Genomic DNA, 25,118 nt, shown 5'->3' with positions numbered 1-25,118 from the left:
CGGTGCGACACGGAGACCACCACATGGGCGACGCAATGAAGGATGACGTGATGAAGGACCGCATCGAGCAGCTTGTCGATTACATCATGAAGAAATGCCTGTGGCAGTTCCACTCCCGTGCCTGGGACAGAACCCGCCAGAACGAGGGCATCCTGACCAGGACCAGGCAGCTTCTGTGCGACGAGCCGGTGGACATCTCCACCCCGGATGCCCGCTGCTACTGGGTGGACGCCGTGTGCCTGGCAGACGCCTTCCGCGCCCGCTACGCGTGGCTGGCGGATATGAGCAAGGACGAGATTGCCGTGCTCATGCAGGGGCTGCACGAACGCATCGAGTACCTGACCGTTACGGGGTCGCTCAATCTCGAACTGACCGACCAGAAGTACTAGGACTGGATTCTGAACGGTCTTTTCGCCCGTTGGCGTCGTCAAACTTCGCCTGCCATGGCCTTGCTGTCCTCATCCGTAAGGCTCGAAGACTCGCCAACGGCTGAGGCTCGGTCGAATACGCAAAGAGTATGCGTTGTGGTCGCCATCCGTAAGGCTCGCAACCTCGCCTAACGGCTGCCGCACTCCCTCATGGCAGGCTCGTTTTCCTTGCCAACGAACGAAAATCCTCATTCAAAATCCAGCCCTGAAAGACCAGCTAAAAGTACTCCGGCGGCGCCAGCGCCGCCCGCCACGGGGCGCAACCCCCACTACCCAGTCCCAAGAGGAAGACCGCCATGGCCTGTGAAATAAAGGAAAAAGAACGGCCGGGGTGCATCAACCCCATCTTCACCTGCCAGCCGGCGGGGGCGCAGTTCGCCAGTATCGGCATCAAGGAATGCATCGGCATCGTGCATGGCGGCCAGGGCTGCGTGATGTTCGTGCGCCTGATCTTCTCGCAGCACTTCAAGGAGAGTTTCGAAATCGCTTCCTCCTCGGTGCACGAGGACGGCGCGGTGTTCGGGGCCTGCGGCCGCGTCGAGCAGGCCGTGGACGTGCTGCTGATGCGCTACCCCGACGTGAAGGTGGTGCCCATCATCTCCACCTGCTCCACCGAAGTCATCGGCGACGACATCGACGGCGTGGTCACCAAGCTGAACGCCGGGCTGCTGAAGGAAAAGTACCCCGACCGCGAGGTGCACCTGATCCCCATCCACACCCCCAGCTTCGTGGGCAGCATGGTCAGCGGGTACGACGTGGCGGTAAAGGACTTCGTCAGCCACTTTGCCACCAAAACCGAACCCAACGGCAAGCTGAACCTGCTCACCGGCTGGGTGAACCCCGGCGACGTGACCGAGCTGAAGCACCTGGTTTCGGCCATGGGCATCGACGCCACCGTGCTGTTCGAAATCGAAAGCTTCGACGCGCCGCTGATGCCTCACGGCAACCACGTGGCCCACGGCACCACCACCATGGACGACCTGCGCGGCACGGCCAACGCCATGGGCACCATCGCCCTCAACCCGTACGAGGGCGGCAGGGCGGCCAAGTACCTGCAACAGGAATTCGACATCCCGACCATCATCGGGCCAACGCCCATCGGCATCCGCAACACGGATACCTTCCTGAAGAACCTGCAGACGCTGACCGGCAAGCCCATTCCGGAATCGCTGGTGCGCGAACGCGGCATCGCGCTGGACGCCATCACCGACCTGACGCACATGTTCTTTGCGGACAAGCGCGTGGCCATCTACGGCAACCCGGACCTGGTCATCGGCCTGGCGGAGTTCTGTCTGGACCTGGAAATGAAGCCCACCCTGCTGCTTCTGGGCGACGACAACCCCAACTACAAGACCGACCCGCGCGTCAAGGCCCTGCAGGAGAACGTGGATCACGACATGGAGATCGTGACCAACGCGGACTTCTGGGAACTGGAAGACCGCATCAAGAACAAGGGGCTGGAACTGGACCTGATCCTGGGCCACTCCAAGGGCCGCTTCATCTCCATCGACTACAACATCCCCATGTTCCGCGTGGGCTTTCCCACCTATGACCGGGCGGGCATGCACCGCCACCCCGTGGTGGGTTACGCCGGGGCCACCTGGCTGGCCGAGCAGATGGCCAACACCCTGTTCTCGGACATGGAATACAAGAAAAACAAGGAATGGGTGCTCAACATGTGGTGATGCCGCCCGCACGGCACGCCCACGGAACCGCCGCCGCACCCGACCACCCAGCGGGGGCGCGGCGGTTCCGCCGTTTTCTTCATCGGCAACCCACGGGAGGCCCCATGAGTGGCACCATGAAGTTTTCAGGCGGCGCGCCAGACGTCGCGCCAGACGTACGACAGATCACATCGGACCCGGCCCGAACGGAACGGACAAAACAGGCAGGACAGGCGGACCGGATGCGTCAGGCGACACAAGCGGTCATGAGCTACGGCAGGCCGGACCGGGCCTACCTGTTCGCCTACGGTTCCAACATGAACCCGGCGCAGCTGCGCACCCGCTGCTCCACACTGCCCCGCGTGGTGGCCGTGGCCCGGCTGAGCGACCATCGGCTGTCCTTCCACGGGCACACCCGCATCTGGGACGGCGGACTGGAAACGGTAGCCGCCGCGCCCGGCGAAAAGGTGTGGGGAGTGGTGCTGGAACTGACCTTCACCGACCTGGGACGGTTGGATGCCTGGCAGGACGCACGGCTGGACGGCGCGGGCAGCTACTTCCACTATCCGGCCACGGTGACCGACGCCGAAGGCGGCGTCCACCACGTGCTGCTGTACAAGAAGGACGTGCAGGGCACCCCCGTGCCCCCCAGCCGTGAATACCTCGGCTTCATCGCGCACGGCGCGGAAGAGCGTGGCCTGCCCGTCGACTACCTTGCCCGGCTGCGCGCCATGGACAGCCGCCCGGCCTCGTACCCTGCGCCCCGCCATCCCCATTTCGACCGGGGGCTGCTGGCCAACGTCTCGTGCGATACCTGCGGCGGGGGTGACGGGTAACGCTTCCGGATGCGTGCGATCTGCGCATCCGTGGCCGATGCATCCCCGCAGGTGCGGGGAACACTGCCAAGGGGGCTACCTTTCTTTCTGTCCCTTCTTCGCCAAGTACATCCGCACCGTCTCCCGAATAGCATCGGAGTATTGCAGGATGTCGTCTATGCCTGTTATCTGGTGCTTGGAAAATTCCTTTTTTTCGCCGGTCATTCCGACAACCAGTTCGACCGCCAATTTTTCCGGGTTATTGAAAAAAAGTCGGAGGAGGGGTTGCCGTAGTGTGTCTTCGAACAGAATGTTGCAAAAATTCACGCCGTCGCGGATGAAAACACTCTCCGGGGGCACGACCCCCATGAGGATTGACTTGACCAGATAAAACGCCTGCCACTCCTCTTCCGTGGTGACCACGCTGGGGACATCGCTAGGACATTCTACATCCTGCGCCAGTTCTTCTTTCTTAGGTGTCGCTGCAAGCGCAGTCTTCAGCCTGGCGTCAATCTGCTCCGCGATAAACTCTTCCATCGCCCGCTTTACCCACGCGGCGTGTTGCAAAATTGTGTTCTTGTATGCGACTTTCCCCGCAGTACGAATGAAGAATTTAACAAATTCCTCATCCGGGTCCTCCAAGTTTTGAGCCAGCACCATCTTGACCTGACGGTTGAATTTTAGCTGACTTACAGCATCGAGCGTATTTTGAAGATCGAATTTCCCCTTGCACAGTTTGCGCAATTCGGGGAGCAGCGTGGGGTCTGGATTTTCAAGGTCGAACTCCATGAACGGGGTGGCGTCCATGTTCTTCCCATCGTCAGCTGCGGAAAAAAATCTATAGCGTATTCCGTCAGTAAGAATTCCTATATACGAATCCAACGTAAGAAAATATCTGTGCAGCTGGTCCCTGTTCGCGTCATTCATGTTTGCCCCACAGCATTTGCACTCGATGAGCATGATTGGCTTCCCATCATGCATGATGGCGTAGTCAACCTTCTCTCCCTTCTTCCCTGCGATATCCGCAATGAACTCAGGTACAACTTCCAGAGGGTTGAACACGTCGTACCCCAAGGCACGGATGAATGGCATGACCAGACTGGTTTTGGTCGCCTCTTCCGTCGCAAGGTTGCATTTCACCTTTTGTGCCCTGTCCGACAGGGCTTTTATGGATTCTGAAAAGTCCATCGCGGGTACCTCCTGGTTTCGTGGCCGATGCGCGTTCCTGTTCCCCTATAACCCCACCCGCCCTGACAGATCCCTTGCAATGGTAAAATAAGGGCACGCGAAAAAGGAAAGGCCCCGGTTATCCGAGGGACCCTTCTTTTGTCCGGACGAGGCGGGTGTTCGCAACCTCGGTTAATCCCTACAGACGCGGAAACACTCTTCCCATACCACTTCGATATCACAAAACAAACTCTTCCGTCAAAAAGTTACCGGATTCATCCACCGTTTGCCGTTTACGCCGGGCTCTCACCATTAGTCTCCAATGGCGTAAAAGACACCAGCGCCATGCCGTCGAAATCTGTCAGACGATGACGACGATCTGACAACGCTTGATAAACTCCCCCTATCCCGGCTTTTCCAGGCATAACGCCGGGCATCGCGGTACACTCCGTACTGTTTCGCCAGCAGGCCGTACATGGCCCGCATGCGCGCCCTCATGTCCGGTTCCGGCGCCGCACCAGTCACGAGCCAGACACGAGCCATGCACATCTCACACCTTCCGCCATCCCGGCGCACCGTAAAAGGCCGCCTCCGGAACCATCCGGGGGCGGCCTTTGAACTTGAAAGAGTACCTGACAGGATCAGCACTACACAGGCTGACACCCCGCATCCGTGCCGCACTGGCACCCCGTGGCGGTCATGGGCAGGTCGTTCAGGCTGGCCCCGTCCTCGCCGTACACGGCGCGCAGCATGTCCAGCACCATGCCGGAGCAGGCCACGGTGTTGACCCCGTGCGAGGTCAGCACCGCGCGCGGCACGTCGCCCAAAGCTTCCACCAGCAGGGCGCGGCAGTCGTGCAGGCCGCGCGCCAGTTGTTCCCAGCGGCCGGGGCTGTCCGGTGCGGGCAGGATGCGTTCCTCCACCATCCGGAAGCCGCCGCCTTCCAGCGGTTCCCAGATGTGCAGGGTCTGGGCCTTGCCAAGGTGCAGGTTTACCCGCAAACCACCGCGCGAAGCCACGGCCACGTAGGGCCGCGCATCGCCGTCCAGGGCGGTTGCGCGCACCGGTTCCGGGTGTGCCGCGCCGGTGGTGCGCCGCAGCATGCCGCCGCCACCGCATCCGCCGCCACACCCCCCGCCGCTGCCGTCACCGCCGCCACACCGCTTCTTGCGCGCGGGCTCGCCCACCTTGCCCGGTCCCGCCGGGGTCAGACCACCGCAAGCTGCCAGCACCGGGGCCAGTTCGCCGGAACGGTCCTCGCACAGCAGCCCCACGGCGTCAGCCCGGCAGCGGCGACAGTGGGTCATCTGGGGCAACAGGGCCGCCCCGGCCAGACGCAGGGTTTCCATGAACGCGGGCGTGGGTTCCGCCACGTCGGCGAACGGGGTGCCGGGGTTCGGGTGCAGGGGCATCAGGTTGTGCAGGTCGGCGCCCAGCGAACGGGCCATTTCGGCCACGGCTGTCACGTGGGTGTCGTTGATGCCGGGAATGACGATGGTGTTCACCTTCACGGCAATCCCCCGCGCCTTCAGCCCCGCGATGGCCTGCTTCTGGCGGTGCAGCAGCAGTTCCGCGGCGTCCTGCCCGCGCAGGGTGGTCCGGCCGTCGCGCACCCAGGCATAGATGGACGCGCCGATGGCCGGGTCTGCCGCATTGCAGGTGACCGTGGCGTGGGTAACGCCGAAGGCCGCCAGGTCGTCCAGATGGGCGGGCATGGCAAGGCCGTTGGACGACAGGCAGAACAGCAGGTGGGGGTATGCCTCGCGCAGCAGGCGCATGGTTTCCAGCGTGGCTTCCGGGTTGGCCATGGGGTCGCCCGGCCCGGCAATGCCCGCAACGGTGATGCGCGGCTCCGCCTCCAGCACCCTGTGCATGTATTCCAGAGCCTGGCGGGGCTTCAGCACCGCGCTGGTCACGCCGGGGCGCGACTCGTTGGCGCAATCGTACTGCCGGTCGCAGTAGTTGCACTGGATGTTGCAGCCGGGGGCCACCGGCAGGTGCACACGGCCGCAGGTGCCGGACGCGGCCTTGTTGAAGCAGGGATGCTTCGAGGCGTCGCGCGGGGTTGCGGCGGTTTCGGTGGCGTTCATGGCGGCTCCTTTCTCACGGTGCGGTGGACGGTTGGAGTGAACGAAAGGAAATGGCAGCGACATGGAAGGGGGCGAGAGTACGTCATGTGGAGCTATCCCTGAGTCGCCCCCTCCCCCTTGCGAAACTGCTGATAGGTCAGCTTGAAGCGCTTCATGCGCAGGCCCATGATGCGCCGGGTAAGGCCCAGCGCCCGCGCCGCCTCGGTGGTGTTGCCCCGGTGGGCGCGCAGGGCTTCCACCAGCATCTCGTATTCCACGCAGGCCAGGCGCGCTTCCAGCCCACACGGCGCGCCTGTGTCCGGCACCATGTCCGCCTGCAACGACAAGGGCAGGTCGTGGGCGTGGATGGTGTCGTCCTCTGTCAGGATCACCGCGCGGTGGATGACGTTTTCCAGTTCGCGCACGTTGCCCGGCCAGTCGTGCTGCACCAGCATGTTCAGGGCCGATGTGGCGATGGAGGCAACGTTCTTTTCCGTCTCGCGGGCGTAGTGGGCCATGAAGTGCTCGGCCAGGGTCACGATGTCGCTGCCGCGCTCGCGCAGCGGCGGCACCATGATGGGAAACACGTTGAACCGGTAGTACAGGTCCTCGCGAAAGGTGCCCTGGGCCACCATGTCCTGAAGGTTGCGATTGGTGGCGGCGATGATGCGGATGTTCACGGTAATGCTCTGGTTGCCGCCCACCCGCTCGAAGCGCCGTTCCTGCAACACCCGCAGCAGTTTGGCCTGCATGGCCGGGGAAAGTTCGCCCACTTCGTCCAGAAAGATGGTGCCGCCGTCGGCATCCTCGAAGCGGCCCCTGCGGGTCTGCACCGCCCCGGTGAACGCACCCCTCTCGTGGCCGAACAGTTCGCTTTCCACCAAGTTTTCCGGCAGCGCCGCACAGTTGAACTTCACCAGCGGTCCTTCCGGGTTGGGGCCGTCATAGTGCAGGGCGTTGGCGATCATCTCCTTGCCCACACCGCTTTCGCCCAGCAGCAGCACGGTGGTGCGGGTCTGGGACACCTTGCGCATCAGGGCGTACACCTCGCGCATGGGGGCAGATGCGCCAATGATGCTGGCGGGGTGAAAACGCTCCTTCAGCCGGTCCACCAGCCGTCGGGTGCGCTGTTCCCAGCGGGCCAGGTCCACCTTCTCGACCAGGTACAACTCCACGGCGTGGGCCAGCATGTGGGACATCACCGTCAGCACGTCCACGTGGCGGTCCAGAAAGCGCCGGTCCTCGTAGAGCCGCTCGGCGCTGATGGTGCCCAGCACCTTGCTGCCGCGCAGGATGGGCACGCACATGAACGAAAGCTCCAGATCCGGCCCGCCGGAAAGGCTGCGAGTACGATTGAGGAAGGCGGGCTCGTCGCCGATGCGGGGCACGATGATGGGCTGTGCCGTCTCCACCACCCGTCCGGTGATGCCCTCGCCCAGATTGTACACGCCGCGTTCCTGCTCCTCCGGCGTCAGGCCGATGCTGCGGTGCACGAAAATGCGCCCCGACTCGCGGTGGTGCAGGCTGATCATGCCGCGCCGCACACCCATTTCGGAGTGCATGTAGCCCAGGATGCGGTCCAGCGCTGCGCAGAAGTCTTCCGGGCCGGACAGCATGCGCCCTATCTCGTGCAGCAGGGGCACTATGCCGCCCCGGCACACCCCGCCGCCGCAGGTGCGCGCCTCGTCGCTGTGTTTCTTTTCGCAGGTCATGGGCCTCACCGGTGCGGAAATTGACGGGACACGAGAAAGATAGGCAACGCCCGCTGCATCGGCGTCACTGCCGGTTGCGTCGAAAGCGTCACTGCCGACGCCACCGGGACCATCGCCGCCGGGGGACGCGACGCCCCGCGCCAGGCCGGAGCACACCTCCACCCCATCGGTGGGTTCCATGAACGGGGCGGGCCGCATATGCACCTCCATCATTCAGGCAGACATTCCGAGGAACAGGCGACGCGGGGGGCGGCAGAGGCATTATCCCCGCACATGCCAGACCGCACGCTGAGCGGGTTGCCGTGCACGGAATCACCGGCATGTCCCGGCGCTCCGTCGTAGCGAGTCGCATCCAGAAAACGCAGCAGATCGTGCTGCTCCGGCGGACGCTTGGTGTGGGCGGCATGCTCGCGCAGCAGGGGCAGCACGGCCCGCGCGGCCTCGTCATCCAGCCGGATGCCCATCCGCCCGTAGGCCCAGCGCACCGCCGCCGAGCCGGAATGCTTGCCCAGCACCAGCCGGTGATCGCGGCCCAGTTCGCGCGGGTCGATGTGCTGGTAGTTGGCCGGGTCGCGCAACAGGCCGCTGACGTGGATGCCCGATTCGTGGGTGAACACGTTTGCGCCCACGATGGACTTGCCCGGCGGCACCGGGCGGCCCGACGCGGCGGCCACCAGGGCGGACACCCCCGGCAACAGCGAGGGCCGCACCCCGGTAGGCTGGCCGTGCAACAGATGCAGGGCCATGACCACCTCTTCCAGCGGGGCATTGCCCGCCCGCTCGCCCAAGCCGTTGACCGTGGTGTTGGCGTGGGTGGCCCCGCCGCGCACGGCGGCAAGGGTATTGGCCGTGGCCAGGCCCAGGTCGTCATGGGCGTGAATTTCCAGTTCCAGGCCGCTGCGGGCGCGCATGGCCAGAAACCGCGCATGGGTGGCGAAGGGATCCAGCACGCCCATGGTGTCGGCGAAGCGGAAACGACACGCGCCGCAGCGTTCCGCCACTTCCAGCACCATGGCCAGAAAGTCCGGATCGGCCCGGCTGCTGTCCTCGCCGCCGATGCACACGGCAAAGCCCATGTCCAGCGCGGCGCCGGTCATGGCCTCTATGCGCCGCAGCACCCAGGCCCGGTCGCGCCCGATCTTGCGGGTGATCTGCTGGTCGGAGACGGGAATGGACAGGTTTACCGTGGCAACGCCCGTGGTGCGCGCGGCGGCCAGATCGGCCTCGTGCATGCGGCACCACACGATGGGCCGGGCCGCAAGGCCAAGGGCCGCTATGGCGCGGATCTCGTCCACCTCGCGCGGGCCCATGGCCGGGATGCCCACTTCCATCTCCGGCACTCCGGCGGCGTCCAGGGAACGGGCCACGGCCAGGCGCTCCCCGAGCGTGAAGGCCACGCCCGCCGTCTGCTCGCCGTCGCGCAGGGTGGTGTCGTTGATGATGACCTGCCGGGTTCCGGCTACCGCCGGGGTGTCCCCGGGGGATGGCACACAGGCCGCGCTCATGCCGCCTCCTTTATGCTTGCGGAGGCATAACAGCAAAGCATATGCCACGCATTTTCACACCGGAAGAGCGCGACAAATCCGGACCAGAAGTCTTTAATTGCATGATGTTACAAAAAATACAGAAACCCCGCCGACACGTGCGTGCCAGCGGGGCTACGGGGCCACTTGGTAGCTGGATACATTTTGGGCGTCACTGCGTACCATTCGGTACATTTCACCGGTTGCGGCGCGACAGTGCCCCCGCATGCGGTTCGGGCGGCAGCGCGGATGCCGGACGTGCGGGGCAGCTTTCCGGTGACGCTCCGGCGGGAAGGATCAGAATCCCATGCCCTGCCGGACGAGGTTGGCCCCCATGAGCAGCAACATCACGAACAGCGCGCCATGCAGGTTGCCGTCGGGCAGACGCCGGGACACCGCGATGCCCGCCCAGCCACCCAGCATCACCGACGGCAGCGACGCGGCGAACTGCAGCACCGTTGCCGCAGACTGCACCCCCGCCAGAGTCTGCGCGACCACTATGATGACGCCGCTGACGATGAAGAACACCCCCAGCGCGGCCTTGGTCTCCTGCGGGGTGCTCCCCCGGAACGACAGGTAGATGGCCAGTGCCGGTCCATTGATGCCGTAGGCCGTGCCGAGACTGGTGGAAAAGAAGCCGGCCACCGCTCCCCATGCGCGGTGCAGCGCCCTGCGGCCGGGCCTTGCGCGCAGCAGCCCCCACAGGGCGTACCCGACAAGCAGCACGCCAAGGCCCAGCCGCAAACCGGCATCGGGAATGTGCCGCAACATCAGCACCCCCGCCAGGGCGCCCGGCAGCCCCCCCAGGATAAGGGGCCACAGGCCGAGGCCGCGCTCCAGATGCTGGCGGTAGCTCCAGGCCAGCTGCATGTTGAGGGCCAGCACGATGAGTGCCGAACCGGGAACGGCGACGGCCATCTCGTTGCCCAGGGCCACCACGGGCAGCGCCACCAGCGCGGCACCGAATCCGACGATGTTGTTGATGAAGCCGCCAAGCCACCAGCCCAACATGGCAATGAGAAGTCCTTCGGTCATGATGCTCCGGGGGTCGTTGTCGGTGGCCGACCGCACCATGGCAGTCGGCCACCGCTGGCACGCTAGGAGGGAAGGATGCCGCCGAGAATGCGCAGCGCATTCCCGTACATGATCTTGTGACGCACCTCGTCCGACAGGGGCATCTTTGCGTATACGTCCAGCGCGTCGGCCTGTTCGATGAACGGGTGCGCACTGGCAAAGACCACCTTGTCGGGAATGAACGAGGACATTGCCTGTACATAGGCATCGGCCATGGGCGCAAGCTCGTATTCCGAGCAGTCCATGTACACGTTGGCGTTGCGCAGGCAGGTGAAGATGGCCTCGTTCACGAACGGGTAGCCGCCGTGGCTCATGACGATGGTCAGGTCCGGAAAGTCGCGGGCCACGACATCCACATGGCGCGGGTCGGTATAGTCCATCACCGCCCCGGCCACCTGAGGCGGGGGCGCGGTGGTGATGACCACCGGAATGCCAAGGTCGCAGCAGGCGGCATAGATGGGGTAGTAGCGCGCCTCGTTGGGCCTGATGTGCGCCAGGTACGGATCGATGGAGGCGCCGCGCATGCCGAGTTCGGTCACCGCATGGCGCAGGTCGCGCACGGCGGCCATGCCCTTGTGCGGATCCACGCCCCAGAAGCCGATGAACCGCGTGGGGTATGCCCGCACGAAAGACAGCACGCCGGGATTGTTGGAAGGCGAGCCGTAGGTGGTTTCGCTGTCGCGCCCTGTGATCACGCACAGGTCGACGCCGCGTGCGTCCAGGCCAGCCACGATTTCGTCCAGCGGCTGGGGCTTGCGGCGTTCGAAGCCGATGGCCTCGCAGGCGGCCTTGAACATGGCGCTGGTGGCAATGCCGGTAATGGTTTCCGGGGTGTTGGGGCGAAAACGGAAATCGATGATAGCCATGAGTCTCTCCTTGTGACGTGAAATGGCGCCCCAAGTGAGCAAGAGCCATGCCGCCCGGGCCTGGCTAGTGACGAAACGCCACATGCTGCCGCACGCCGCCCCGTCTCCTCCCGCGCCACACAACAGCCTGAAAAACCAGCATGACGCCTGACACAACGTGCTCGCAGGGTCTCCAGCCACGCGCGGACACAGCCACCCCACGGGCATTCCGCCACGCCTCGGCCCCGCAAACCGCATCATGTGAAATTATCCCCGTACAAAAAACACCGTGCGAGTGTTGCATCCCTGTATCATGGTTGCAGACTTGCAACCATGGACGTTTTCACATCAACATTATGTAATTACTCACCTTATCCTCAAGGTGTTGCGAAAATGAATCCAAAATGAACGTTCCTCACCATCGCATGCGGTGCGAAACCAGTCACGCTTTCCGCTTGTACCGCGCGGAACAAGCACCCTCCCCCCCCGCCACCACGGGTTGGCACGTCTGCTGCACTACCGGGGCATACGCACGCAATCCGGACGCTCCGGAATCGGATCAAACACACACACGTACGGAGGATTCACATGCGCAACCGAGTAACGGCCCTTCTCGTCGCCCTGCTGGCCATGGTGACCCTGCTGTCCACCAGCGGCATCGCCCAGGCCAAGGCCATCACCCTGCGCCTTGCCCACCCCATGGCCCCGGGCAACAACGTCACGCTCGGCTATGAAAAGTTCAAGGAAATCGTGGAAAAGAAGTCCGAAGGCAAGGTCAGGATCCAGCTCTTCGGCAACTGCATGCTGGGCAGCGACCGCGTGACCATGGAAGCGGTGCAACGCGGCACACTGGAAATGGCCTCCAGTTCCTCGCCGAACATGGCCAACTTCTCGCCCATGTTCATGGTTTTCGACCTGCCCTACATCACCAGCCCCACGCACCAGAAGAACCTGTACGACGCGCTGGATAACGGCGAACTGGGCAAGTACCTGTCCGCCGAAAGTGAAAAGATCGGCCTGAAGCCCATCATGTTCAGCGAATACGGCTACCGTAACTTCGTCAGCCGCACCGCGCCGGTGACCAACGTTGCCAGCCTTGCCAACATGAAGGTGCGCACCACCGATTCCCCCGTGGAAGTGGCCGTGGCCAAGGCCCTGACCATGAACCCCGCGCCCATCGCCTGGGGCGAGGTGTACACCGCCCTGCAGCAGGGCACCGTGGACGGCGAAGGCAACACCTTCTCGCTGCTCTACGACGCCAAGCACAACGAAGTGCTGAAGTTCGCCAACGATTCCGCGCACAACTACAGCATGCACATTCTCATGATCAACGCCAAGGTCTTTGCCGGCCTGCCCGCCGACGTGCAGCAACTGCTGGTGGATGCCGGCAAGGAAACCCTGGTCTACCAGCGCGGCATCACCAACGAACTGGAAGAAAAGGCCAGGCAGAAGTTCATCGAGGGCGGCATCAAGGTGCACACCCTCACCGCCGAGGAACGCGCCGAATACGTCAAGCTGACCCGCCCGGTGTGGGACCAGTTTGCCGATCGCATTCCCAAGCACCTGCTCAACCTCGTGCTGGCCACCCAGAAGTAGCCGGTCCGCCTGATCGCCCGACCGGGGGCGGGGAAGTCGCAGGCCTTCCCCGCCTGCCGGTACATGCAGACACTTTCCGTGTCCTTGCCCGCGGTCGACGCCGCGACGGACATCACCTGGCCGCCGGGTGCGGCATGCCAAGCAACAAGAGGCAACGACAATGAACGAACTTTCCGCGGCCATCACGGAAGCCCCCCCCGCAAGCCGGGCGGGACTTCTGAAGAAACTGGATGAGAATTTCGAAAAGCCGTTCCTGTTCGCGGGAATGCTGGCGATCATCCTGATCATCTCGTTTCAGACCGCCTACCGCTACATCATCACCCACATGTATTCGGGGTCCGGTGCGGCTGTGTGGACCGAGGAACTGGCCCGCTTCATCTTCATCTGGATTTCGTACCTGGCCATTCCGCTGGCCATCCGCGACCGTACGAACATCCGCGTGGACATCGTGTACGATCGCCTGTCCCCCCGCCTGCAGAAGATGAGCTGGGTGGTGGTGGACGTCTGCTTCCTGGTGCTGACGGCGGTGGTGCTGTACATGGGCACCAACCACATCTCCATGATGCTGGAGTTTCCGCAGACCACGCCCGCCCTTCAGATACCCTACGCCATTCCGTACCTGATCCTGCCCGTGGGGTTCGGCCTGATGGCCGTGCGCCTGTTGCAGGACCTGTTCAGCCAGGCCCAGGAAATCGGGCTGAAGGACACCCTTCTCGCGTTCGCGTTCTGCGCCGCCATGGCCGCTCCGGTGCTGCTGGACACCGATTTCAGCGCGCTCACCCTGCTGTTCGGCTACTTTCTGCTGTTCCTGGTGGTGGGGGTACCCATCGCCATCAGCCTCGGCCTGTCGGCGCTGGCCACCGTCATCGGTGCGGGCACCCTGCCCATCGACTACGTGGCGCAGGTGGCCTTCACCTCCATCGACAGCTTTCCCATCATGGCCATCCCGTTCTTTATCGCGGCGGGCGTGTTCATGGGTGCGGGCGGCCTTTCGCGCCGCCTGCTGGCCCTGGCCGACGAAATGGTGGGCGCGTTGCCCGGCGGCATGGCCCTGGCCACCATCGCCACCTGCATGTTCTTCGCGGCCATCAGCGGCTCCGGCCCGGCCACGGTGGCGGCCATCGGCTCGCTGACCATCCCGGCCATGGTGGAGCGCGGCTACGACAAGCTGTTCTCCGCCGCCGTGGTGGCCTGCGCCGGGGCCATCGGGGTCATGATTCCCCCCAGCAACCCCTTTGTGGTCTACGGCATCTCCGCGCAGGTCTCCATCGGCAAGCTGTTTCTGGGCGGCATCGTGCCCGGCATGCTTACCGGCTTTGCGCTCATGGCCTACGCCTACTTCTACTCGAAGAAGCGCGGCTGGCACGGCGAGGCGCGCACCCGCAACCTGTCCACCTTTGCCCGCGCGGCCTGGGAGGCCAAATGGGCCCTGATGGTGCCGGTGATCATCCTTGGCGGCATCTACGGCGGCATCATGACCCCCACCGAAGCAGCGGCCGTGGCGGCGCTCTACGGGTTGATCGTGGGGCTGTTCGTGTACCGCGAGATCAAGCTGCGCAACCTGATGCGGTGCTTCATGGAATCGTGCAGCACCTCGGCCATCGTCATCATCCTGATGTCCATGGCCACCATCTTCGGCAACATCATGACCATCGAGCAGGTGCCCACCCGCATCGCCGAGGCCATGCTGAGCCTGACCGAAAACAAGTTCCTCATCCTGCTGCTGATCAACCTGCTGCTGCTGTGGGTGGGCACCTTCATGGAAGCCCTGGCGGCCATCGTGATCCTTACGCCCATCCTGCTGCCCATCGTGATCAAGGTGGGGGTTGATCCGTTGCACTTCGGCATCGTGATGGTGGTCAACCTGGCCCTCGGCTTCGTCACGCCGCCGGTGGGGGTGAACCTCTTCGTGGCCAGCGGCATCGCCCGCTGCAAGCTGGAACCACTGGCGCGCGTGGCCCTGCCGCTGCTGCTGGTGATGATCGGCATCCTGCTTCTGATCACCTACGTTCCCGACGTGTCCCTGATTCTTACCAGGTAGCACCCCGGAAACGAGAATGCCCGGCACAGGCCGCCCCGATGCGACCTCGGGGCGGCCCGCCACCGGGCCGACCGGACCATTGAGAACCTCAGCGAACCAACAGCCCAGTCAAAGGAGAATCATCATGCGCAATCCCGAATGCTGCGAGGTCATGACCCCGCACGAGCAGCGCCTGTTCGACAAGATGGAAGGCAAGGAAGACCGCTTCCGCGCAGGCCACAGCCGGGTATTCACCATCCTCGAATCGTTCGAGGGCCTGCGCCCGCGCATCGACGTCGAACGCGCCAAGTACTTCACCGAATCCATGCGCGCCACCGAAGGGCAGCCGCTGGTGCTGCGCTGGGCCAAGGCCATGAAGCACATCGCCGAAAACATCACCGTGTACATCGACGACCACCAGCTGCTGGCGGGCCGCGCCGGTGCGCAGGGGCGCTACGGCATCCTGTACCCGGAACTGGACGGCGACTTCCTGGGCCTTGCCATCGAAGACCTGCCCAAGCGCACCGAATCGCCCTTCACCATCACCCCGGAAGACGCCCGCGTGGTCGTGGACGAGATCGCACCGTTCTGGAAGGGCAAGACCTACCACGAAAGCCTCAACCTGGCCCTGCCCGCCGATGTGCACAAGCTGACCTACGACGATTCCGAAGGCCTGCACTCGCGCTTCATCGTCAATGAAACCTCGTCGTTCCGCTCTTCCATCCAGTGGGTACACGACTACGAAAAGGTGCTCAACAAGGGCTTTGGCGGCCTGAAGCAGGAAGCCCTGGAGAAGCTGGCCGCCCTCGACCCGCTGAGCCCCGCCGACAACTGCGAAAAGCGCCCCTTCCTTGAAGCCGTGACCATCGTGTGCGACGCCATGGTCATCTGGGCCAGGCGTCATGCCGCTCTTGCGCGCGAAAAGGCCGCCGTGGAAACCAACGCCCCCCGCAAGGCCGAACTGCTGACCATGGCCGACATCTGCGAACGCGTGCCCGAACACCCCGCCCGCACCTTCCGCGAGGCCGTGCAGTCGCAGTGGTTCACCCAGATGTTCTCGCGCATCGAGCAGAAGACCGGCACCATCGTCTCCAACGGGCGTATGGACCAGTACTTCTACCCGTTCTACGAAAAGGACATGGCCGAAGGCCGCCTGACCGAAGAGTCCGCTCTTGAGCTCATCGAGTGCATGTGGGTGGGCATGGCCCAGTTCATCGACCTGTACATCTCGCCCACCGGCGGCGCCTTCAACGAAGGCTATGCCCACTGGGAAGCGGTGACCGTGGGCGGCCAGACCACCGACGGCCAGGACGCCACCAACGACCTGACCTATCTGTTCCTGAAGTCCAAGCGCGAATTCCCGCTGCACTACCCCGACCTTGCGGCGCGCATCCACTCGCGTGCGCCGGAACGCTACCTGTGGGAAGTGGCGGAAACCATCAAGGACGGCTCGGGCTTTCCCAAGCTGATCAACGATGAGGAAATCGTGCCGCTGTACGTCTCCAAGGGGGCCACCTTCGAAGAAGCGTACGACTACGCCGTGTCGGGCTGCACCGAAGCGCGCATGCCCAACCGCGACACCTACACCTCTGGCGGCGCCTACATCAACTTCGCCGCCGCGCTGGAAATGGTGCTCTACAACGGCCGCATGAAGAAATACGGCGAGGCGGACCTTGGCGAGCACACCGGCGACCCCTGCGAATTCAAGAGCTGGGACGACCTGTGGAACGCCTACGTGGCCCAGCACAAGCTGTTCCTGAAGACGGCCTTCATGCAGCAGCACATCATCAACAACCTGCGTGCCCGCCACTTTGCGCAGCCCATGGGCTCCACCCTGCACGACCTGTGCATGAAGCACTGCCTCGACCTGCATACCCCGCAGATTCCCGAGGGCATCAACCTCGGCTACTTCGAATACATCGGCTACGGCACCGTGGTGGACTCGCTGGCGGCGCTGAAGAAGGTGGTCTTTGAAGACAAGACCCTGACCATGGCGGAAGTCATCGAAGCCCTGGAATGCAACTTCGAGGGCAAGGAAGACGTGCGCCAGATCCTGCGGAACGCCCCCTGCTACGGCAACAACGACGACTACGCCGACACCATCGCCCGCGACATCGACCAGTTGTCCGTGGAATACGGGGCCCGCTACTCCAAGGATCTCGGCATGCACAACGACGTGCGCTACGTGCCCTTCACCTCGCACGTGCCGTTCGGCAAGGTGGTCAGCGCCACCCCCAACGGGCGCAAGGCGTGGTCCCCGCTGTCCGACGGCTCGTCCGCCTCGCACGGGGCCGACGTCAACGGCCCCACGGCGGTGCTGCTGTCCAACTTCAGTTCCAAGAACTACGGCTACCGTTCGCGCGCGGCACGCATGCTGAACATCAAGTTCACACCCAAGTGCCTGGAAGGCGATGACGGCACCCAGAAGCTGGTTTCGTTCATCCGCACCTTCTGCGACCTGAAGCTGTGGCACGTGCAGTTCAACGTCATCAACCGCGAAACCCTTCTCGCCGCCCAGCGCGACCCCGAGAAGTACCGCAACCTCATCGTGCGCATCGCGGGGTACAGCGCCTACTTCGTGGACCTGTCGCCCGACCTGCAGAACGATCTGATCGCCCGTACCGAACACGGGACCATGTAGCGTGACGCACGGGCGGGCCGTGCCCGCCCGGTTTCCGGGGCGCCTTTCTCCCGAAGGCACGGAGCAAGGCGCCCCACATCCATCCCGCGCGGGCACACGCCAGCAGCGCGAAAACCCCGCCCCGCGGGCCGCACCGGAACCTCGCATGACTCCCACGGATGACATGAACGTCAGCGGCATCGTCTTCAACATCCAGAAATATTCCGTACACGATGGGCCTGGCATCCGCACCGTGGTCTTCCTGAAAGGGTGTCCACTGCGGTGTGACTGGTGCTCCAACCCGGAATCGCAGGCCACGCGCATCCAGCTGGCTTACAACACCGGGAGATGCCTCGGCCTTTCGCAATGCGTACGCTGCGTGGAAATGTGCCTGTCCGGCGCCATATCGCGCGGCCAGGACGACCGTATCGTCATCGACAGGGCCTTGTGCGCGGAATGCACGCGCGACTGCACCTCCGTCTGTCCTTCCAATGCGCTGATCACCTACGGGGCGCGGCGCACGGTGCGGGAGGTGCTGCGCACGGTGGAACAGGACAGCCTGTTCTATGCCCGTTCCGGCGGCGGCATGACCCTTTCCGGCGGCGAGCCGCTGATGCAGGGCGAGTTTGCCCTGGCCCTGCTGCGCGAAGCGCGCAAACGCCGCATCGGCGCCGCCGTGGAAACCTGCGGCCACGTGCAGTGGGAAACCCTGGACGAGGCCTGCCGCCTGACGCGCACCCTGCTGTTCGACCTGAAACACGTGGACCCGGTCCGGCACGAGGCCGGAACCGGCGTGCCCAGCACGCTGATTCTGGAAAATTTCCTTCGGGTGATGGAGCACCACCCCAGGCTGCACGTGATGGTGCGCACCCCGGTCATACCCGGGTTCAACGACGACGAAGCGGCCATTTCAGCCATCCTCGACGTCCTTGCGCCCTACCCCCATGTTGAATACAGCCTGCTTCCCTACCATCGGCTGGGCACCCAGAAGTACCATTTCCTGGGGCGCGAAGCCCCCATGGGCGAGGCGAAGCTGGACGACGAGCGCATGGCGACCCTGTCGCGCCTGGTCGCCGCCCGCCGTGGATGAGCCCCTTGTGGCGGCTCCGCCCGAGAACGGCGGGGCCGCCTTGCGTGCCGTTTCTTCCTGCCGTAGGGTTGGGCACTTCGCGGCCCGACCTTTCGGGGTGCCATCACCGCGAAGATCGCAAGCCCCGCCCCACGTCGGGTCGCAAGACCACACAATGGAAAAAATCCTAAAGAATTTCAGAAATATAATCGATATTTTCAGTGACGGTATCTACATCTCGGACCGTGACGGCACCACCCTGCTGGTAAACCGGATGTACGAGAAGCTGACCGGGCTGCGACAGGATGAACTGCGCGGTCGCAACGTCAACGCACTGGTCGAGGAAGGCGTCTTCGACCGCATCCTGAACCCGGAAATCGTGCGCTCCAAGCGCCCGTCCACCTCGGTGCAGAACGTGCGGGGCGAAAAGAAGATCATCCTGCGTGGCTACCCCGTGCTGGATGAAACGGGCGAGGTGTGCCTGGTGGTCACCTTCGCGCGTGACATCACCATGATCACCCAGTTCCGCGACCAGATCGCCCAGCAGAAACAGCTCATCGACGAATTCCATGAACGTCTGGAAAGCATGATCCAGACGGGGGTGTCCTCCGCACAGCCCATTTTCCTCAGCGAGGCCATGCTGTCGCTGGTGGCGCGGCTGCAACGTGTGGCGGGAACGGACGCCACGCTTCTGCTGCTGGGCGAGACCGGGGTCGGCAAGGACGTGCTGGCCCGCCTGGCGCACGAGCACAGCCCGCGCAACGAGCACATGTTCCTGAAGATAGACTGCGGCAGCATCGCACCGAATCTCATCGAGTCGGAACTGTTCGGATACGTGCCGGGCGCATTTTCCGGCGCCAATGCCAAGGGCAAGGCCGGTTATTTCGAGATGGCGGAAGGCGGCACCGTGTTTCTGGACGAGATAGGCGAACTGCCCCTGCCCATGCAGACCAAACTGTTGCGGGTGCTGCAGGACCAGGAGGTCACCCGCGTGGGCGCCACCCAGCCCCGCAAGGTGGACGTGCGCATCATTGCCGCCACCAACCGCGACCTTGGCGACGATGTGCGCACCGGCAAGTTCCGCAGCGACCTGTTCTACCGCCTGAGCGTGGCGGTATTGCAAATCCCGCCGCTGCGCGAACGGCGCGAGGACATCGCCCCCCTGGCCCGCCACTTTCTGGAGCGCTACGCCTCCAAGTACCGCCGTTCCATGGAGATCGCCGAATCGACGCTGGAAGCGCTGGAAAGCTACAGCTGGCCGGGCAACGTGCGCGAAATGCAGAACTTCATCCAGGGCATGGTGGTCACCGGCGACCGCCCCACCATCACCTGTTCAGACCTGCCCCCGCACATGGCGGAAGAATGCCGCCCGGGATTGGCCTATACCATGCCGGAAATGCAGGAACCGCGTGCCCTGCGCGAAATCATGGATGAAATAGAACGCGAAATCCTGGAACGGGCCATCACCCGGCACGGTTCCGTGAACAAGGTGGCGCGCCTGTTCAAGGTCAGCCGCACCACCATTTTCCGCAAGCTGCGCGACCAGCCCCCCGGCAACGAACCGGAGGGCCAGGAAGGAGCAGGCGGAATGGACGGATAGCCCCCGGAAACCGGATCGGAAAATCGCCGCCGAACGGCGCAAGGCGGCTGGCCACCGAGCCGCCCCCCATTCCCCCCGAGGGGCGCGTTCTGTCGGCTTCCTGCCCCGAAGGCCTTATTCGCAGGTGGACGCATCCAGCAGATGATAACTGTTCTTGCCCGCCTGCTTGGCCATGTACATGGCCTTGTCGGCGTCTTCCAGCAGGGCGCGCAGGGGGGCGGGCGCACCGGGCAACGCAGCGTCGATGGCACGGGCGCCAGCGTCCGCAGGGGCAGCTGCCCCGCCACTTCCGCCACCACCTCCTCCGCCCGCTCCATCCGGACGCGCTGCGGCCTGTCCGTCATCCGTCCCATCGCCCGGCAGGTCTGCGGGCGCGTCTTGTTCCGACAGTTCGGGATATTCGCCAACCTTGCCCAGCGCAATGCCCACGCTGCAACCGACGCCCAACCCTATCTGGGCCACCCCGGACACCACGCGCGCAGCCACACTGCGGGCCACCTCACAGGCCGTATCGGCCTGCAGGGCCAGGCACAGCACGAACTCGTCCCCGCCCAGGCGGCCCACGACGTCCGACGAACGCACCGCGCTTTCCAGCACCCGGGCCGTGCGGCGCAACACCATATCCCCTTCGGCGTGGCCATACTGGTCGTTGATCTGCTTGAACCCGTCGAGGTCGATGAACATGACGGACAAGCGCAATGACGCCTCGTGGCGGCTGGTTTCCAGCAGGCGCCGGGCATGCCGCAGGAACAGGGTCCGCCCCGCCAGACCGGTCAGGCTGTCGCGCAGGGCCATTTCCTCGCGCTCGCGGGAAGCGGCCAGTTCATCACCCACCTGGCGCAGTTCACGCACCAGCGTGGGCCGCACCGGGCCGTCGCCCGGTCCGGGCAAAAGGCACGAGCGGGCCGCCAGTTCCACCTCGGCCACGAAGCGGCGCGACAGCAGCCATGCCCCGGCAAACCCCATGATGATGCAGGCCCCCCCGATGCCCGCCAGGCGCAACAGATACCCGTGCATGGCTGTCCGCAACGTGGCCACGGGCACCTGCACGACCGCGTGCCAGCCCCAGTCCCCCACCGGCGCCACGGCGAAGCGTACGGGAACGCCTTCACGATTCTCCGCTTCCATCACTTCGGAAGAATGAAGCACATCACGCAGACGCGGGCCGACGGACTGGCCTACGGCCGACTCCGGCAACAGCGTCCGGGCAAGGATGACGCCATTGGCATCCACCAGCCCCCCCACCCACCCCGCGGGCATGTGCTGTTCCCCCAGCAAGCGGGCGTAAGCCTCTGCTCCGATGTACATGCGCAATGCGTACCTGTGGCTGCGCCCCACACGGATCGGCACACCCAGCGCCGTGATCAGCCGGTTCGTGATGCTGCCCTGGAACAGATCGGACACCACGGGCCGATCCTCATCCAGGACACGCCGGGCCGACGCCAGGTCGCCCGTGGGCGGCAGGATGGTGCCCAACGGTTCCCACGTGCTGAAAACCTGGCTGCCGTCATGGGCCACCAGAGCCAGCGACTGCACCTCGCGGTGCACGCTGCCCACCCCCCTGGCCTGACGGTACAACTGCGCGACATCCATTCTTTCCGTATCCTGCGAGGCTGCCAGGGCGTGCAGCATGGCCGCCTTGGCCGACAGTTCCGCATCCACTGCCTGGGCCACGTTCAGCACCTGCCGCCGCAGTTCCGTGTCGGTCTTCTCCTGCTGCGCGCGCATGTGCTCGACCATGGCGAACACGGAAAAGATGGTGGTGGGCAGACCTGCAACCAGGGCAAGCAACAGCAGCCAACCGCGCACCCCCATGATGGGCGTGTTTCGATGACGCTCGAACATTGCCATGCCCCCTCCCAGGCCACCGACGTATGCCGACCGGCACGTGCCCGAAATGGGACGCGCCCGAACGGGTTGCGCCCACCTGTCCCCCCCCTGGACGGCTGGACGCGCACTCCGCATGCGAACTTCCGTACCACACGATAACCGCACCAGGCCGGAGCAGGCAATCACCATGACCGGCACACGCAAAACGCCCCGGCGACCATAGCCGCCGGGGCGTTGCATCCGCAATGGCATGCCGCGCCGGAAACGCGCGGGGCACGCATGCTAATCAGCCAGATCGGCCTCGTCTTCCTCTTCCTCGTCGAAGGGAAAGGCGTCCTCTATCTCGGCCACGTACATTTCGGGGTCGAAGTCGTGCTGCTCCCATGCCTCGTAAAGATGTTCGGGCACATTCCGATGGATGCGCGTCACCTCGCGTTCGTCGTCGAGGGTCATCTCGATGACCAGCGTCCCCGTCCCTTCCGTCATGCCGTCGGTCTGGATGAAGTCAACGTCATGGATTTCAAGGCCATCGGGATCCGTCTGCGAGATCTGTGACATGAAAGGCATACCTCCGGGAAATGCGTTGCGTTGCGTCTGGTTGGGGCGGCACGCGCGGCGCACCGCACCTGCGGCAGGGTGCGAATATGGTCCGCCATGCGACGTAGCCGCCGACTGCCCTGCCGATACACCCGGCGCATCCCGCTGGCAACAAGCCATGTCCGTGTTTCTGCGGAAAAACGGCCCGCATGGCATCTTTGGCCCACCCGAGCGCGTTGCGGGCATTCTCATGGCAGACAGTCGCCATCCACGAGACCAGGCCCGCCCTCTGCCGCGACCATCCGGCAGGATGCGTGCAAGCCCGGCGCATCGGCTGCATGGCCAGCCGTCAAGACATCCCCGCGCACGCCCCCCGAATGGCTCCTGCCCCGGCTTCCCGCACGCTTACCGCTGACGCCGTGGACAACTCAATCGCGGTGTTCTGCATACTGCTCCAATCACATTTTGCAGTGTTTTTGCACGCAACACCTACAAAACAAACAATACAATACAATTTTTCTACAGCATTCAACATCAAAAAATACATATATGCAACATAACACTCCACACAAATCACAGCTGGCATGAATTTTCGCAAACCGGCTTGACTTCCATCACCATCCGTGTAATCCTAAAAAAGGATTTCAGATTACCATACACAACAACTCAAGACACACACGATTTCATCCTACCCATGCAGCAGCAGAACACCACGAAAGGCACCTTCATCGGCGCCAATGCACGGCGACTTCGGTTCGCCACGCATACCCGTGGTTCGGGTTCCGGGGCCCTTCGCTCCACCGCCGCCCCGTGCGGCCCCTTCCTCCGTGCCGCCCGCGAGGCGCACGGGGGGTAATCCTGATTACCTCGGCCATTCCGGCCACGGATGTCCCCCCTTTCTCCGCAACAGGAAGGGGGGACTTTTGCGTCGTCCGCCCTCCACCCGCCTCCCTCCTACCCCCGTCAACGTCACGAGGTATCCTCCCATGCCGCATCCCAGGCAAACATCCTTGCACGACGCCGTCCGCCCTTCCCGCAAGGATTCCGTCCCACATTCCGTCATCCCCCCGGTGCCCCCTCCCTCGCGGCCCATGGTTCCAAACGTCCCCAATGCGCCAGACGCCCCGAGATATCCGGACATTACCGATGCTGCGGACGCCCCCGGCTCCCATGGCCCCCAAAGGCGCCTCGCCCCGGCGCGGCAAGCATCCCCGGCAGCAACGCCGCCCCCCGCACCGGCAGGCCTGCCATCGGCCACCCTGGCCGCACGCCAGTGCTACCTGCGCCACACAGCGCCCGTGCCGGGCAGCCGGTCCGGCTTCCGGCAACTGGGTCCGGTGCGCATGCTGGTGTGCTTCTGGCAGGACCGCATGTCGCTGCTGCAAATTCATTCCGATGCCCGCCGCGCCGGGCACGGCTCGCAGGCCATGGCCCTGCTGGTAGGCATTGCCGAACGTCACGGCCTGCACATCGTGGCCAATGCGCTGCCCCTGGCCCACGGCAACGACTGCCTGGACCAGCGCACGCTGACCGCGTGGTATCTGGGCTTCGGCTTCCGGCGCATTCCGGACAGCGCCATGAACGGCATCATCTATTCCCCCACCCGCCTTTCCCGCTCCGCAGGCACGGCCTGATCCGCCATGCTCACGACGGCGCGCCTGCACCGGGCCGCCCCGAGCCACATGCCGTACCCACAGGGAAACGTTTTCCCTTTACACGCCTTTTGCATGCCTTTGCACACGCCGGAGCGGGCGGCAGGTCCTGCCGGATGCCGCTCGCACCCCGGAACATCCCGATGCAATCGGGAGCAGCCTGCCGGGACGGGCGGCCGCAAACCAGGCACGGAGGGTGCGGGCATGAGCGATTGGACAATGGAACTGATGCAGGGCTACGGGGTGTCGTCCACCGACTACATCTCGGGCATTTCCTCCACCCGGCGCGCCACGCAAAGTGTTGCCACCACGCAGTCGGGCGACCGGGTGTCCATATCCGAGGAAGCCATGCGCCTTGCCCGTGAGATGCTGGCCGCGCGCCAGCAGGCCGAGGCGGACGCCGCGCAGGAAGCAGGCACCCTGACCGGAGCAGGCATGGCAAACGACGACGATGCCGATGCGTCGGCCTCGTCTTCTTCCGCAGCTGCCGCAGGCGGTGGTGGCGATTCGGGCGGCGATTCCACGTCCAAACAGATCGAGGAACTGCAAAAGAAGATCGAGCAGTTGCAGCAGCAGATTTCGCAGGTGGAACAGGGATCGTCACCCGACGGAGTGAAGGAGTCGGTCACCCGCCCGCTGTACCAGCAGATCAACGAGTTGCAGCAGCAGATCAACGAATTGCAGGCCCAGGCAGCCAAACAGGCCTCGGGCGGGGGCGGGGGCAGCGCGGTGTCCTATGCTTCCCTGGGCAAGTCGGGAAAGTAGGCAGCACCGAGGTGCCTGTTCCTCTCCTCCCCTACATCGAACGCATGCGGGGCGCGGTCTTTCAGACCGCGCCCCGCTTTCATTGGCAGCTTGCGCCGGGTTCTTCCCGGCCTTGTCACATGAAGAAACCCG

18 protein-coding genes are annotated in these 25,118 nt (G+C 64.3%); 10 read left to right on the top strand and 8 right to left on the bottom strand.

What is annotated here, in order from left to right; genetic code table 11:
• Window positions 1-23: 23 nt before the first annotated feature.
• The 3 genes from anfG to DESTE_RS00415 all read left to right on the top strand — a co-directional run bounded on the left by anfG (window position 24) and on the right by DESTE_RS00415 (window position 2,928).
• The gene (gene anfG / locus DESTE_RS00425; RefSeq protein WP_245590671.1) at window positions 24-389 is read left to right on the top strand and encodes a Fe-only nitrogenase subunit delta; all 366 of its coding nucleotides are present in this window, start codon (window positions 24-26) and stop codon (window positions 387-389) included.
• A gap of 335 nt (window positions 390-724) precedes the next feature.
• Window positions 725-2,113, top strand: a complete 1,389-nt coding sequence (anfK, locus tag DESTE_RS00420) for a Fe-only nitrogenase subunit beta (protein ID WP_035063888.1) — start codon at window positions 725-727, stop codon at window positions 2,111-2,113.
• A gap of 245 nt (window positions 2,114-2,358) precedes the next feature.
• Window positions 2,359-2,928, top strand: a complete 570-nt coding sequence (locus DESTE_RS00415; protein ID WP_035063886.1) for a gamma-glutamylcyclotransferase family protein — start codon at window positions 2,359-2,361, stop codon at window positions 2,926-2,928.
• Window positions 2,929-3,003: 75 nt separating this feature from the next.
• On the opposite strand, the gene DESTE_RS00410 is transcribed toward DESTE_RS00415, so the two are convergent.
• From DESTE_RS00410 to DESTE_RS00385, 6 genes are all read right to left on the bottom strand, one after another.
• Window positions 3,004-4,095 carry a type I restriction endonuclease gene (locus tag DESTE_RS00410; protein ID WP_035063883.1) on the bottom strand — a complete coding sequence of 364 codons (1,092 nt, stop codon included), beginning with the start codon at window positions 4,093-4,095 and terminating at the stop codon, window positions 3,004-3,006.
• A gap of 626 nt (window positions 4,096-4,721) precedes the next feature.
• On the bottom strand, window positions 4,722-6,164 hold the full coding sequence (locus DESTE_RS00405) for a radical SAM protein (RefSeq protein WP_051384247.1): 1,443 nt from the start codon (window positions 6,162-6,164) through the stop codon (window positions 4,722-4,724).
• A 92-nt stretch (window positions 6,165-6,256) separates the two neighbouring features.
• A complete protein-coding gene (locus tag DESTE_RS00400; protein ID WP_245590670.1) occupies window positions 6,257-8,053 on the bottom strand; it encodes a sigma-54-dependent Fis family transcriptional regulator in 1,797 nt (598 codons plus the stop codon).
• 11 nt (window positions 8,054-8,064) lie between these two features.
• On the bottom strand, window positions 8,065-9,360 hold the full coding sequence (nifV, locus tag DESTE_RS00395) for a homocitrate synthase (RefSeq protein WP_084559291.1): 1,296 nt from the start codon (window positions 9,358-9,360) through the stop codon (window positions 8,065-8,067).
• Window positions 9,361-9,675: 315 nt separating this feature from the next.
• The gene (locus DESTE_RS00390) at window positions 9,676-10,413 is read right to left on the bottom strand and encodes a sulfite exporter TauE/SafE family protein (RefSeq protein ID WP_035069259.1); all 738 of its coding nucleotides are present in this window, start codon (window positions 10,411-10,413) and stop codon (window positions 9,676-9,678) included.
• A gap of 62 nt (window positions 10,414-10,475) precedes the next feature.
• Window positions 10,476-11,318 carry an amidohydrolase family protein gene (locus tag DESTE_RS00385; RefSeq protein ID WP_035063881.1) on the bottom strand — a complete coding sequence of 281 codons (843 nt, stop codon included), beginning with the start codon at window positions 11,316-11,318 and terminating at the stop codon, window positions 10,476-10,478.
• Between the two features lie 567 nt (window positions 11,319-11,885).
• Between DESTE_RS00385 and DESTE_RS00380 the strand changes: the two genes are divergently transcribed.
• The 5 genes from DESTE_RS00380 to DESTE_RS00360 all read left to right on the top strand — a co-directional run bounded on the left by DESTE_RS00380 (window position 11,886) and on the right by DESTE_RS00360 (window position 20,202).
• Window positions 11,886-12,893, top strand: a complete 1,008-nt coding sequence (locus DESTE_RS00380) for a TRAP transporter substrate-binding protein (protein WP_035063877.1) — start codon at window positions 11,886-11,888, stop codon at window positions 12,891-12,893.
• Between the two features lie 160 nt (window positions 12,894-13,053).
• The gene (locus tag DESTE_RS00375; protein ID WP_035063874.1) at window positions 13,054-14,934 is read left to right on the top strand and encodes a TRAP transporter large permease; all 1,881 of its coding nucleotides are present in this window, start codon (window positions 13,054-13,056) and stop codon (window positions 14,932-14,934) included.
• A 124-nt stretch (window positions 14,935-15,058) separates the two neighbouring features.
• Window positions 15,059-17,554 carry a (2S)-3-sulfopropanediol dehydratase gene (gene hpsG / locus DESTE_RS00370; RefSeq protein WP_035063873.1) on the top strand — a complete coding sequence of 832 codons (2,496 nt, stop codon included), beginning with the start codon at window positions 15,059-15,061 and terminating at the stop codon, window positions 17,552-17,554.
• A gap of 145 nt (window positions 17,555-17,699) precedes the next feature.
• Window positions 17,700-18,623, top strand: a complete 924-nt coding sequence (hpsH, locus tag DESTE_RS00365) for a (2S)-3-sulfopropanediol dehydratase activating enzyme (protein WP_035063869.1) — start codon at window positions 17,700-17,702, stop codon at window positions 18,621-18,623.
• Between the two features lie 154 nt (window positions 18,624-18,777).
• On the top strand, window positions 18,778-20,202 hold the full coding sequence (locus tag DESTE_RS00360) for a sigma-54 interaction domain-containing protein (protein ID WP_035063866.1): 1,425 nt from the start codon (window positions 18,778-18,780) through the stop codon (window positions 20,200-20,202).
• Between the two features lie 114 nt (window positions 20,203-20,316).
• On the opposite strand, the gene DESTE_RS00355 is transcribed toward DESTE_RS00360, so the two are convergent.
• Both DESTE_RS00355 and DESTE_RS00350 read right to left on the bottom strand, forming a co-directional pair.
• Window positions 20,317-22,053: a sensor domain-containing diguanylate cyclase gene (locus DESTE_RS00355; RefSeq protein ID WP_035063863.1), complete on the bottom strand. Its 1,737-nt coding sequence runs from the start codon at window positions 22,051-22,053 to the stop codon at window positions 20,317-20,319.
• Between the two features lie 261 nt (window positions 22,054-22,314).
• Window positions 22,315-22,590 (bottom strand): hypothetical protein, encoded by a 276-nt coding sequence (locus DESTE_RS00350; protein ID WP_035069256.1) that lies wholly within the window; start codon window positions 22,588-22,590, stop codon window positions 22,315-22,317.
• A 1,070-nt stretch (window positions 22,591-23,660) separates the two neighbouring features.
• Between DESTE_RS00350 and DESTE_RS17825 the strand changes: the two genes are divergently transcribed.
• A complete protein-coding gene (locus DESTE_RS17825; RefSeq protein ID WP_156925220.1) occupies window positions 23,661-24,203 on the top strand; it encodes a GNAT family N-acetyltransferase in 543 nt (180 codons plus the stop codon).
• Window positions 24,204-24,425: 222 nt separating this feature from the next.
• A complete protein-coding gene (locus DESTE_RS00340) occupies window positions 24,426-24,986 on the top strand; it encodes an ABC transporter C-terminal domain-containing protein (RefSeq protein WP_035063861.1) in 561 nt (186 codons plus the stop codon).
• Window positions 24,987-25,118 lie beyond the last annotated feature (132 nt).

This window comes from Nitratidesulfovibrio termitidis HI1, assembly GCF_000504305.1.
Taxonomy (GTDB): Bacteria; Desulfobacterota; Desulfovibrionia; order Desulfovibrionales; family Desulfovibrionaceae; genus Cupidesulfovibrio; species Cupidesulfovibrio termitidis.
Note: the sequence above shows the minus strand (reverse complement) of the source record. Positions and strands in the feature narration are given on the sequence as shown.

What these genes read in the sequence shown, in the direction of transcription:
- hpsH (WP_035063869.1), top strand. Translation starts at nt 17,700, where the DNA reads ATGACTCCCACGGATGACATGAACGTCAGCGGCATCGTCTTCAACATC.
- DESTE_RS00340 (WP_035063861.1), top strand. Translation starts at nt 24,426, where the DNA reads ATGAGCGATTGGACAATGGAACTGATGCAGGGCTACGGGGTGTCGTCC.
- DESTE_RS00385 (WP_035063881.1), bottom strand. Translation starts at nt 11,318, where the DNA reads ATGGCTATCATCGATTTCCGTTTTCGCCCCAACACCCCGGAAACCATT.
- DESTE_RS00410 (WP_035063883.1), bottom strand. Translation starts at nt 4,095, where the DNA reads ATGGACTTTTCAGAATCCATAAAAGCCCTGTCGGACAGGGCACAAAAG.
- DESTE_RS00415 (WP_035063886.1), top strand. Translation starts at nt 2,359, where the DNA reads ATGAGCTACGGCAGGCCGGACCGGGCCTACCTGTTCGCCTACGGTTCC.
- anfK (WP_035063888.1), top strand. Translation starts at nt 725, where the DNA reads ATGGCCTGTGAAATAAAGGAAAAAGAACGGCCGGGGTGCATCAACCCC.
- nifV (WP_084559291.1), bottom strand. Translation starts at nt 9,360, where the DNA reads ATGAGCGCGGCCTGTGTGCCATCCCCCGGGGACACCCCGGCGGTAGCC.
- DESTE_RS00400 (WP_245590670.1), bottom strand. Translation starts at nt 8,053, where the DNA reads ATGCGGCCCGCCCCGTTCATGGAACCCACCGATGGGGTGGAGGTGTGC.
- DESTE_RS00390 (WP_035069259.1), bottom strand. Translation starts at nt 10,413, where the DNA reads ATGACCGAAGGACTTCTCATTGCCATGTTGGGCTGGTGGCTTGGCGGC.
- DESTE_RS00350 (WP_035069256.1), bottom strand. Translation starts at nt 22,590, where the DNA reads ATGTCACAGATCTCGCAGACGGATCCCGATGGCCTTGAAATCCATGAC.
- DESTE_RS00405 (WP_051384247.1), bottom strand. Translation starts at nt 6,164, where the DNA reads ATGAACGCCACCGAAACCGCCGCAACCCCGCGCGACGCCTCGAAGCAT.
- anfG (WP_245590671.1), top strand. Translation starts at nt 24, where the DNA reads ATGGGCGACGCAATGAAGGATGACGTGATGAAGGACCGCATCGAGCAG.
- DESTE_RS00360 (WP_035063866.1), top strand. Translation starts at nt 18,778, where the DNA reads ATGGAAAAAATCCTAAAGAATTTCAGAAATATAATCGATATTTTCAGT.
- DESTE_RS17825 (WP_156925220.1), top strand. Translation starts at nt 23,661, where the DNA reads ATGGTTCCAAACGTCCCCAATGCGCCAGACGCCCCGAGATATCCGGAC.
- DESTE_RS00380 (WP_035063877.1), top strand. Translation starts at nt 11,886, where the DNA reads ATGCGCAACCGAGTAACGGCCCTTCTCGTCGCCCTGCTGGCCATGGTG.
- DESTE_RS00375 (WP_035063874.1), top strand. Translation starts at nt 13,054, where the DNA reads ATGAACGAACTTTCCGCGGCCATCACGGAAGCCCCCCCCGCAAGCCGG.
- hpsG (WP_035063873.1), top strand. Translation starts at nt 15,059, where the DNA reads ATGCGCAATCCCGAATGCTGCGAGGTCATGACCCCGCACGAGCAGCGC.
- DESTE_RS00355 (WP_035063863.1), bottom strand. Translation starts at nt 22,053, where the DNA reads ATGGCAATGTTCGAGCGTCATCGAAACACGCCCATCATGGGGGTGCGC.